Origin of the sequence: Shewanella sp. MR-4 (assembly GCF_000014685.1) — a bacterium.
GTDB lineage: Bacteria > Pseudomonadota > Gammaproteobacteria > Enterobacterales > Shewanellaceae > Shewanella.
Window position 1 is genome coordinate 952690 of sequence record NC_008321.1, and the last position, 11766, is coordinate 964455.

7 protein-coding genes are annotated in these 11766 nt (G+C 47.4%); 3 read left to right on the plus strand and 4 right to left on the minus strand.

From position 1 onward, the window contains the following. Positions 1–13: 13 nt before the first annotated feature. The 4 genes from SHEWMR4_RS04250 to SHEWMR4_RS04265 are packed head-to-tail and all read right to left on the minus strand — an operon-like array spanning position 14 to position 3159. Entirely contained in the window at positions 14–1243 is a 1230-nt protein-coding gene (locus SHEWMR4_RS04250; protein WP_011621613.1) for a sensor histidine kinase, read from the minus strand. 11 nt (positions 1244–1254) lie between these two features. Continuing rightward, a complete protein-coding gene (locus tag SHEWMR4_RS04255; RefSeq protein ID WP_011621614.1) occupies positions 1255–1971 on the minus strand; it encodes a response regulator transcription factor in 717 nt (238 codons plus the stop codon). Next, the gene (locus SHEWMR4_RS04260) at positions 1968–2387 is read right to left on the minus strand and encodes a DUF3019 domain-containing protein (RefSeq protein ID WP_011621615.1); all 420 of its coding nucleotides are present in this window, start codon (positions 2385–2387) and stop codon (positions 1968–1970) included. Before SHEWMR4_RS04260 ends, SHEWMR4_RS04255 begins: the two co-directional genes overlap by 4 nt. After that, on the minus strand, positions 2377–3159 hold the full coding sequence (locus SHEWMR4_RS04265; RefSeq protein WP_227499228.1) for a MipA/OmpV family protein: 783 nt from the start codon (positions 3157–3159) through the stop codon (positions 2377–2379). The genes SHEWMR4_RS04260 and SHEWMR4_RS04265 overlap by 11 nt, the downstream gene beginning before the upstream one ends. Before the next feature lie 353 nt (positions 3160–3512). Here SHEWMR4_RS04265 and SHEWMR4_RS04270 point away from each other — a divergent pair, with 353 nt between their 5' ends. The 3 genes from SHEWMR4_RS04270 to SHEWMR4_RS04280 all read left to right on the plus strand — a co-directional run bounded on the left by SHEWMR4_RS04270 (position 3513) and on the right by SHEWMR4_RS04280 (position 11765). Then, positions 3513–8630: a S8 family serine peptidase gene (locus SHEWMR4_RS04270; RefSeq protein ID WP_011621617.1), complete on the plus strand. Its 5118-nt coding sequence runs from the start codon at positions 3513–3515 to the stop codon at positions 8628–8630. Positions 8631–8813: 183 nt separating this feature from the next. After that, on the plus strand, positions 8814–9965 hold the full coding sequence (gene chrA, locus SHEWMR4_RS04275) for a chromate efflux transporter (RefSeq protein ID WP_041408703.1): 1152 nt from the start codon (positions 8814–8816) through the stop codon (positions 9963–9965). 135 nt (positions 9966–10100) lie between these two features. Further along, positions 10101–11765 (plus strand): methyl-accepting chemotaxis protein, encoded by a 1665-nt coding sequence (locus SHEWMR4_RS04280; RefSeq protein ID WP_011621619.1) that lies wholly within the window; start codon positions 10101–10103, stop codon positions 11763–11765. Position 11766: the final 1 nt, after the last annotated feature.

Here is an 11766-nt window from a genome sequence, read left to right on the forward strand (position 1 = left end):
CCTCAACACGCCATTACTCGGCGTCAGTTTCGGCTTTAGGCGTTAAGGCATCGTCCCAGATAATGCTGATTTCGGCGCCGCCTAAGGCCTGCGAGCGACTTAACTCCAGCGTGCCATAATGCCAAGTGGCAATTTTTTTGACGATATACAGTCCTAACCCATAGCCGCTGGTATCGCTCTGTTGGCTGTCTCGTTCGAAGGCGACTACGAGCTTTTTGCCTTTGCCCTCAAATCCCGGACCATCATCTTCGACACTGATACGATTAATGTTCCCCTCCCGATAGAAGTGGACATGGATCTCGTGCTGGGCGAAACGCATGGCATTTTGGATCAGGTTTTGAATCGCAATCGTCATGGCAATGGGATCGAAGTGGGCCTGCTGCGGCTCATAGTGAAATGCAATATTTAACTTGGGTTGATAGATAGCATATTTGTGCGCCAGTTTTTCCATAAACAAGGCAACGGGTTGTGACTCTTTATTTAAGGTTTCTTCCTTATGCTCTAGGCGGGCAAAGGATAGGTAATTTGCCGCAAGTTGTTCAATATCATCAATATCTTCACTTAACCGCTGCGCATAATTGCTGTCTATTTGTGGCCGAATGATTTCCAACGCAAAACGCATCCGAGCTAAAGGTGTACGAACCTCATGGGAGATGGTGCGGGATAGTTCCTTATGCATTTGTACAAAGTCGACAATTTGGTGGCTGACGCTGTTAAACGCCTTGGCCAGCGGGAAAATGGCCGAGTGTTTATGGACCTCGTTGGGACGTTTGCGCGGGGATTGGCCAAACTCGATAGCCGCCTGTTGCAGATGGTTAAGATCCCGAAATACGGGCCAAATCCACCATAGAGCAACCAAGCACAGAGATGAATACAGCCCTAATAAAATCAAACTTGTATTACGCTCTTTGGGCATAGAGGTTTGCACTGGGCCTAACATCAAGATGTGCTGTTTGTCTTGCTCTAAGTGATAGTAATAGAGTTCATCACTACTGTGGCGTAGCGCGATAGTCGCGCCCTGTTGTAGCGAGTCCTCTAAGTTTTGCGGCAGCGAGAGGGCGCCGATGGGGAGGCGTTGTATCTTTGGAAGCTGCTCATCGTAGTTTTGCAGTAAGTCGTCGACGTCTATTTGGTAATTGTACTTATCTTCGGCAAAATGCTCGGCGAGCTCACCAAAGCTCCAGATCACTAATCCGCAGGACAACAATAAAAAAATAAACAAGCGGTAGAACTGAAATTTCATTTCGGTTAAACCTAACCTTTTTTAGGTAAGTAATTGAATAAATAGCCTTTGCCGTGAATAGTCGTAATGGCTAACCCCGGTACATTCAGCTCATCTAAGCGTTTACGTAGTCGGCTGATTTTTAAGTCTATAGCCCTGTCTAAACCGTCATATTCGCGGCCGACGAGTTGTTCGAATAAAAACTCCCGCGACAGCACTTTGCCAGCATGGAGGGCGAAGATCCACAGCAGTGAAAATTCTTTGGTGGTGAAGGATAAGGCTTCATCCCCAAGATTAACCTGCTGTAGGTTGGGGTCTAAAAATAAGTCGTGTAACTTAAGCTTACTGCGACTGCTGCTGGATTGCTGTTTGCGCAGGTTGGCCTTAATCCGCGCCAACAGCAGGGGAGGGACAACGGGTTTGAGTAAGTAATCGCAGGCCCCTAGATTTAATCCGCGAATTTGGTCGGCATGATTATCGAGCGCCGTCAGGAAGATTATTGGACAGGGATAACTGGCCGCAAGCTGCGGGTAGATACTAAAACCATCCTGCCCTGGGAGCATGACATCGCAAATGATGAGGTCAAAATCATCGGTATCCTGACGAATGAGCGCATCTTCAGCATTATCCAAATGGATAAGCTTATAGCCTTCTTGGGTTAAATAGGTGCAGACCAGTTCGGCAAGGGGGAGGTCGTCTTCAATCAATAGGATTTGCGATAGGGGTTCAGGCATTGGCGCGCTTGTCATAATAAGTTCCAGTTCAGTCCGCGACGTCTTCTGGGGTTGGCGGGTTCAAACTTAGCGACTTTGACTAATGCTGTGGTCACTATGTTATTGCTTTGGGGATCCCTGAGCTCAAATAACGCATCTTTTGCTAGGGTCAGTTGTACTTGGTACTTAAAATCGAGGCTGTCTTGAAAACAGGTGAGCGCGACGGTTTCTGTGGCGAGCCAAATGCAGAATGACTGTGGAATATCAGATTGATATTCAATGAGTAAGTCTAAATGACAGTCGGGCTTTTCGAGGGTGACAGCACAGGTATTCGGCGTGACTTTCAGCTCATCGGCGAGGGCCGATAAGCTAAACAAACAGGCAATAATTAAACTGCAATAGGTACAGTAAATAAGCCAGAGTGAGTTGAGGTGATAGGATTTAGAAGTCATAACTGATCCCTACAAATCCAGACACATAGCCATCTTTATCTATCAGTACGCTGTCAGTGATCTCTTGTCCTAACCAAGTATACTCGAGGATCCCGACAAAGTTGACGTTGTCGAAAATGGGGACGTTGACGACTGTACGGGCATGATAATTGATTGCGGCCGAGGGATTATATTTAGGATGCAGTGGTCCTTCTTCCTCCTTGGTGAGTTTGTAGTAGTAACTGACGAGGTTTTCACTTTTTCGAATCGCCCCGACTTCAAAGCCGAGCGCGCCCCAAGAAAACGCCTGACTGTGTTTTAGCCTGAGCTGAATTTCATTGCCTTGGTGTACCCCGGTAATATCGTGGAAGTAACCTAAAGTCACATCGAGATAGGGGGTCACCCAAGTGGCGTTTAGTCCACCTAAGTAGGAAAGATTACGCTCAATTTCCTCAAATTTGACGGCTTTTGGATTAATGGGCTGTTTCACTGGGGTATAACCTAAAATATCACTCAGTAATAGTTTATTCAGTCCATCGAATTCGTAGAAAAAACCGTCCTCATTAAAGCGAGTCTGTACGTCGACAATAAAACTTTCCGATTCGTACAGGCTATAACCTAAGGTGAAGTTTTCGACATAAAAGTTCTCACCGTAATAATACCAAGTGGGTAGCACCCAAGTGTTGATGTTCTCCACCTTCGCCCTTGGGTTTTCGAGTGCGCCATAACCCGCGGCAAGGGAAATCTGCCAATCTCCAGCGGAAACTGTTTCAATTTCTTTAGCTTGCAGCATGGCACAATTACTTAGTAATAGTGCGAGCAGTAAGAATCGTTTGCTAGCGTTAACAGTCACTTCTTAGATAATCCCCAATGTTGTTCAAATACATTGCTAAACCGCATTAAGACGAGCCTCAGCCTATCATCTTGTTCACAAAATTTAAGCATAATTATTCATTGCGCTACAAAATGCTACATCTTTGTCTGTAAAGGAATGTGTGCTGTTTGTGTTTAATTGGTGTTAATCAGTTGTACAAAATGCTACGTGAAAGTGTTGATGTTTTCTCCAAATTGGATGCTTAGATGGTATGCCGCTTGGCAGCTTGCCCGTGGATAACGGCTCGCGATAACAATAACGGAGAAAGCAAAGTGAAGCTTAAAATACTAACTTGTACTATTGCTGCCGCCCTTTATGGTGCTGGTGCTATGCAGGCTGCTGCTAGCATAGGCGATGTACATAAACTTAAAGGTTTGCAGTTAACATCTGATCAAATTGCAAAGTTAAATGCCCCTGAAACGAAGATCGATGACGCTGATTTAGGGATAGGACTCAACCTTCAAATTACCCCTCAAGCTAACAAATTCGAATTTGAGGATGGCATAACGGGTGAGCAGATCTATATCGTTCGTCTGAATCAAAAACCACTGGCGCAAGTCAGTACGGAACTGTTAGCCAGCACGACTGCCAGCAAAACCTTTGGCAAATCGTCAAACTCAAAATTATTCGTTGCCGGTCAACCTGCCAGCAGCGCGGTAAAAAACTATCGTAGCCGCTTACTCGACAGCCAAAGACAAGTGATTGCTGACGTTCAGTCCACCGTGGGTGCCCGCCAAGTACGTCAACAATTTACCAATGCGGTCAACGGCTTCTCTATCGCAATGACGCAGGAAGAGGCGCAGCGCGTGTCTCAACTGGCCAATGTGTCCTCGGTTCGTCGCTCTAAAACCTATGAATTATTATCGGATGCGGGCCCTGAGCTAATTCAAGCCAATAAGATTTGGTCTGGTGAGGCAACAGATTCAGTACCTTACAAAGGTGAAGGGATTATCGTTGGTATCGTCGATACTGGGATTAACTCGGATCACCGTTCATTCGCCGATGTCGGTGATGATGGTTACGACCACACTAACCCATGGAATGCGGGTAACTACGTAGGTGACTGTACCAAGAGCGGTTTTGAGACCATGTGTAACGACAAGTTAATTGGCGTTCGCTCATACCCTGTTATCACTGATAATTTCACCAGCGGAGTGTATGGCGCAACTCGTCCAGCCGTGGGTGAAGATTATCAAGGCCACGGTACACACGTTGCTTCAACCGCTGCGGGTAACGTCCTGTTAGATGTCGATTATGTCAACCCTGATTCGGGGACTGAGGCATCAGATGGTTCCGTGATTAAGCCTAAACTATTCCCTCGTATGAGTGGTGTAGCGCCACACGCGAACATCGTTGCTTACCAAGTGTGTCACCCTTCTAACGCAATCAATGCAGGCTGTCCTGGTGAAGCGTTAATTGCAGGTATTGAAGATGCGATCAACGATGGTGTTGACGTGATCAACTTCTCCATCGGCGGTCAGGATTCAAACCCATGGGCTGACGATGTGGAATTAGCTTTCTTATCGGCTCGCGAAGCCGGTATTTCCGTTGCGGTGGCTGCGGGTAACTCTGGTCAACCAGTGGGTTACAAAGAATATTTTGGCCGAATTGACCACGCGTCACCTTGGTTAATGAACGTTGCTGCTAGTACCCATGCTCGCGAAGTTGAAATCACCACTAAGCTGATTGACCCTATGGGCGGCAGTGAAGTGCCAAAATGGAGCGAAATTGTTGGTGGTGCAATCAACACGGCACCTGTCACAGGTATGGTGGTTAACGCTAAAAACTTTGGTGATGAATACTGTGCTAAACCCTTCCCAGCGGGTACCTTCGATCTGAAAGACGGCGACGGTAATCCAACGGATGTGATCGTGGTATGTAAGCGTAATAGCCTAGAAGATCCCAATGCGGTAGCCCGTACTGCTAAGGCTGATAACATCAAAGCTGGCGGCGCAGATGGCATGATCATGTACAACTATGCGACCGCCGATGCGTTGGTGCCTACCGCTTCTTACTCTGTTCCAAGTATCCATATTACTAAGGAAGAGTGGGATGGTCGCTATGATAATGGCTTAGCGGGTTATGGTCTAAGTGATTGGCTGGCAAAGGGTAGCAATCACATGCTGACCATTTCTGGCACGACCATCGAACGTACAATGGATCCAGAGCGTGCCGATTGGTTAGCCGCATTCTCATCTCGCGGTCCAAGCCCATCAACGCCTGAGGCGCTGATCCCTGCCGTTGCTGCGCCAGGGGTGGATATTTATGCAGCCTTCGCCGATGAGCACCCATTCAGCAGTTCAGCTGCATCGGGTGATTTTGCCTTCCTAAGTGGTACTTCAATGGCATCGCCGCATGTAGCGGGCTCTATGGCCTTGTTACGTCAGGCTCAACCAAGCTGGAGCGCGACTGAGATCCAATCTGCATTGGCGATGACGGCTGAAAACAAAGTGCAATACTACCGCTTGGATGACAAGAATGGTGATGTGGCTTTAGCTTCAACCTACCGTGCGGGGACTGGCCGTATCAACGTGGCCAACGCAGTAAATGCTGGCTTTGTGATGGATGAAACCGTTGAACGCTTTAAAGCGGCTGATCCGCATAATGGCGGTGCCGTTCACAAGCTGAATATTCCGCAGTTAGTGAACTTTGAATGTAAGCCTAAGTGTCAATGGATCCGTACTATCAAGGCGACCAAAGATGGCACTTGGAGCGTGACCAACGGTGATGTGATTAACTGGAGCGTCGATTCACGTTCACAGTTCGTCCAAAACGGTGTGTCAATTAAAGTTACGCCAAACGAGTTTACTCTAGCGGCCGGCGAAACCATGGATATCGTGGTCGAAGCATCGATCATGGATACTCAAGACTGGTTCAGTAACGCGGAAGTTGAACTGCATTCAAACTTAACCTTCACCGAAACCAGTGGTAGAGCGTCAGAAGCGCACTGGCCTGTGGTATTCAAATACGACAAAAATGGTATGCCAGGACGCTTGAGTGCCGTGGCTCACCGTAATGAGGCAAATGCTGTCATCAAAGGTATCGATTTACCTGAGGGCGACAACATTCATGGTCGTATCTTTAGCCCTGTGAAAGCGGAAGTGAAAACCGTTGTGCTGCCGAAGGACGGCGATGGTAACTTCCCATGGAGTAGCAATGCTGATTTAACCGTCAGTATGGACGAGCGTATCGATGAAGCCACCTATGTGGAAATGATTGATGTGCCTGCTAATGCTCGCCGTTTAATCGTCGAATCCTTTGGTACGACTCAGTCTGAACTCAGTGAAGTTTTAGACAAAGGTAATCTGATCGTCTTCGTTGGTAAGGACTATAACGGTAACGGTAAGGCCGATCCTTTCGAAGAGCTGCTTTGTGTGTCTAACCACATCCAATACAACAACTTCTGTAATATTAACCAACCAGAAGAAGGTAAGTATTGGGCGTTGTTCTATAACCCAAGAAAAGGCTCTGCGAGTAACAACTATTACAATGCGTTGGAAGAAACCTTCCAATATGCAACGACAGTTGTGATGGACCAAGTTGCCAGCGAAATGAGTGTCGACGTTCCTGCGAGTAATGGTCGTGATCCGGTTGATATTACAGTTAACTGGGATATGCCAGAGATGAAAGAAGGTGACGTGTACTACTCGTTACTGGACTTTGGAACCTCAGAGGTGAACGCCGGTAACATTGGTAAAGTTGCCTTTAAACTGGAACGCGGTGTGGACGATGTTCACTTAGACGCAACCCAAACTGCGGCAGTGGCTGGCGATCAAATTCCGTTTACCTTCGAGGTGCAACCTAACAATACTGGCGCTGACCGTGCATTTAGCATTGTCGCGACCATTCCGTCAGGATTTAGCCTACGTGCTGAGGACGTTCTAAGCTCTTCAAGCACTATCGTTAAAGATGTGAAACTGGAAAATGGCAAGCTCACCATTAGCGGTATACAACCCGATACCAGCGAGCTTGAGCCACGTTACAACATCACCACTAACGTTGATGATGCTATGTGCCGTACGCCGGACTTCGGTAACAAGAAACCGGGCGGTTACGTGAACTTAGAAGAGTTCACTATCTACCCAATCTTCAGTGGTTTTGCGCCAGTTGAGTATGGTGCTAACGGTAAGGCATTAAGTGGTAAGGATAATAATATCCTGTATCGCAACGGTATTACCTTACCAATCAGTACCGTCTTTAATGGTGCCTATGACAGTTTCCACCTGTACAACAACAAAGATAGCATCAACGTTTGGAAGCAGAACCACTTGGATATTCGTGGTCACGGTATCGTGTCCTTATTCCAAAATCAGCCATTCTTCTACCCATACCATGACATCTTCCCGTACAACAGCTTCCCATACGCTTCTATCGGTATGCTGTGGCGTGGATTTGGTCTAGGTGCGGGGGCAACTCAAGATATTCTGAGTGTGCCATTGATTAATAAGACTACTGAACGTGCGGGTATCTCTATCGCGAGTACACCAAGCGGTTGGGGTATTTTGGAATACGATAATGCTCGTTCTTATAAGCCTTTAGGATACGATGCAAACCGTGTTTACCAATGGGAAGAGAAGGATGATAGGTTCGACTTCGAGCTGATCTTCAACGCTAACACCCGCTTCGGTGATGGTGAATACGAATTGATGATGGCTTACGACAATATCAACTTTGGTTCTCAAGATGACCGTGGTTCTATTGGTCTGCAAGGCTTCCAAGGCGGTCTATATGCCTATGGTCCACTGCAGAAGTACCTAGGTGAGCAATATGCCTTCAATAATCTGAAGGACAAAATCCACAACGGTTTAGTGATTTGTTATGACTACGTTGGCCCAGAGTCGTCACAGTTTGAAGTGACTGCATGGACTACCGTGAAAAATAACGCCGCTGGCCAAGTGTTGACGGTTGATGCGGTTAGCCAAGTTGAAGGTATGGCCGACATCAGCATGAGCCACAGTGTAACTGTGCCGTCCAATATCAGTATTGGTGCGATTGCCGACCAAACGATCGCGGAAAACACTAGCCTAGAAGGTCTTAAGGTCGTGTTTGCCGATGAGCAAAACAGCGTGAACAAGATCACCGTAACAGGTGAGCACATCAGCGCTGTCGTGGATGGCAATACCTCTGGTTCAAGCATCACTATCACGCCAGAAGCTAACTTCCACGGCGACGTAGAAGTCACAGTGACTGTGAGTGATGTGGAAAGCCCAACAGATGCAGCGAGCACCAGCTTTATGCTGACCGTTGAATCCGATGGTGTTGAGCCACCAACTACGCCTGTAACACCTGAACCAAAGCCTGACACCAACAAAGATAGCGGTGGTGCGTTAGGTGGTTTGTCTATGTTACTCGCACTGGGGGCATTGATCAGAAGAAGAAAAACTCACTAATCTTGAGTTTAACTTCCTAGTCAATTGATATTTATCCTGAATTTAGGATGCCGGCAAATGGATTTTGCCGGCTTTTTTGTTTATGGAATCCGCTATACCTCGAAGATTTTACATTTCACTTTCATTAAATTGTCTTTTTAGTGGCATAATCTTGTTCATTTTATGCATCCAAAGGCAAAGTTTATGCTGCAGATATTCTTACGTTTTTTTTCCCTTGGTCTAATGAGCTTTGGTGGACCAGCGGCGCATATTGGCTATTTTCGCCAAACCTTTGTCAATGAACTCGCTTGGCTCGATGATAAACGCTACGCCAGCTTGGTCGCTTTAAGCCAATTTATGCCGGGGCCAGGGTCGAGCCAAGTAGGATTTGCCATTGGTTACCATCGCGGTGGGCTTTTAGGCGCCATTGCGGCCTTTGCTGGATTTACCTTACCTTCCTTTGTGTTGATGTATCTGCTGGCCGTGACAACCGCGGCCTGGCTAGGTAATGAATATATGCAGGGCATCATCCATGGCTTAAAACTGCTGGCGGTCGTAGTGGTTGCAGATGCTGTGCAGGTGATGTTTAAGCAGTTTTGCCAACGTCAAGCCGCCCGTTTAGTTATGCTTGGCAGCGCCGCGGCGATTTTGATTTTTCCGTTTTTGTGGACCCAAATTGTATTGTTAATTCTTGCCGCTCTCTTAGGCTTATCATTTCTCAGTGCGAGTGAGAGCGAAGTGCAAAAGTCTGAACCCATTCGCTTGAATTACCTGAGCCTCGCTATATTTATCGCCTTGTTTGCGGGGAGTTTTTTTGCGATTAACCTCGGCGCCGAGGCGGGGATCTTTGGCGAATTCTACCGTGTCGGCAGCTTAGTCTTTGGTGGCGGCCATGTGGTGCTGCCACTGCTTGAAACTGCGGTGGGTGATACGATGAGCGGCGATCGTTTTCTCACCGGATACGCCTTTGCCCAAGCCGTGCCTGGGCCTATGTTTACCTTTGCCACCTTCCTTGGCGCCGAGATGATGCTAGACAATCCCTTTGTCGGTGCCGCCATTGCAACTGTAGCTATCTTTTTACCGGGATTTTTATTGATGTTGGTGGGGTTAAAAAGTTGGCACGCGATTGCCGCCAGACCCAAGATTGCTGGCATGCTCTCGGGCGTGAATGCTTGTGTGGTGGGATTATTGGCGGCGGCGCTGTATCAACCCGTGTTTACCCAAGGCGTGTTATCCGCGGTGGATATGGCCGTAGTACTGCTTGGTTTTGGTGCATTAAAGCTCTTTAAACCGCAGATGGTACTGCTGGTTCTTGGCTTTAGCGTATGCGGTATCGGATTGATATTGCTTGGGTAAACTAAATTATCGACATGCTAGCTGGTGCAAATTAATACAATATTTGTTAAGTCAAACCCAAAGATGTTGCACTGTTTTGGCTATACTTCAGACATATTAAAAAAAATAAGCTCGATCACCCTGGAGTAAGCAAGCATGTCGAATTTAAGCCTGCGTAATAAATTACTGCTGTTATCTTTGTTTCCCCTCATTTTGACCCTATTTGTGCTCATGACCGTCTCCTACTATGTGGAACAGGAATCCCTCGCGGAAGAAGTGGTGACCTTTAGGACTAAGCTGGTGGGCGAACGTAAACAACAAATTAAAGAAGCTACCGAAATTGCCGCCGGAATCGTGAAATACCAACTGTCTCTCAAGGAAAATGGCAATGTAAATCAAGCCCTGCGTGATATTCGTTTTGGCAGCGCGGGTTACTTCTTTATGTATGACTCACAAGGGAAAAATATTTTCCACGCTCTGATGCCAAACTTAGAGGGGCAAAACAAAATCGATATGACTGACCCCCGTGGCACTAAGATCATTGTCGGTTTGCTGGATGCGGCAAAACGGGGAGACGGTAACTTTTCCTACTATTATCAAAAGCCTAATACTAATGAACAAATTGAGAAGATAAGCTATGTGATGATGGTTCCTGGCACCGACTGGATGTTAGGTACTGGAGCTTATATCGACGATATCGAAGCGGTTGTCGAGGATTATCGCCAAACCGTAACTGAGCAGATGGACGAAAAATCTTTCATGATCTTATTGATCGCCCTTGCGCTCACAGGGATCACGGCCTTTATCATCATGATGGCAGCCCATCGTATGGTCGTACCGATTAAACACATGGCGGATAATCTTAATGATATTGCCAAGGGGGAAGGGGACTTAACCAAACGCTTAAGTGTTAAGGGAGCAGATGAGATTGCCCAATTAGGTCAAGCCTTTAACTTGTTCGTCGATAAGCTGCAAAACATTATCGGCGATGTAGCGAATGCGACGGCGAAAGTAAAATCCGCCGCCAACGCGATTCACGACCAAACCAAAGTGATGTCAAGGCAGCTACTTAGCCACAACAACGAAACAGACCAAGTGGTGACGGCCATTACCGAGATGTCGTCTACTGCGAGTGAAGTGGCGCAAAATACCACTCAAGTGGCCGAGGCGACCCACGCGGCGACGGGTGATGTAGCCAATGCTCAGCGCTGCGTCGATGCCTCACTCGAAGAGATTGCAGGTCTTATGGCGCAAATCAATAATGCCGCTGGCAGCATTAAATCCTTAAGTGAGCAATCGCAAAAGATTAACAGTGTCTTGTCGGTAATCGGTGGCATTGCCGAGCAAACCAACCTGCTGGCCCTCAACGCGGCGATTGAAGCAGCCCGCGCCGGTGAACAGGGTCGAGGCTTTGCCGTGGTGGCCGATGAAGTGCGTAATCTTGCCAGCCGTACTCAGGCAAGTACCTTAGAAATCAACGAAATGCTTTCAGAACTCCACAAGCTGGTGGCCTTAGCGGTAAAAACCATGGATGAAAGCCAACAGAGCTGCGTGCGCTCGGTGGATTCTTCCCGCGCTATTTCGGAAAGCTTAGGCTCAGTGACATCGGCGGTGACTGCGATTAACGATATGAGTACCCAAATTGCGACGGCGGCGACCGAGCAAAGTTCAGTGACCGAAGAAATCAACCGTAACGTTTATGCCATCCAAGAAATCGTTAACGAGCTGCTGCACTCCAGTGAAGATGCGGCCAAGGTGAGTCAAACCGTGTCTCAGGAAGGGGTTAACCTGGGTAAATTGGTGGGACAGTTTAAGATTTAAC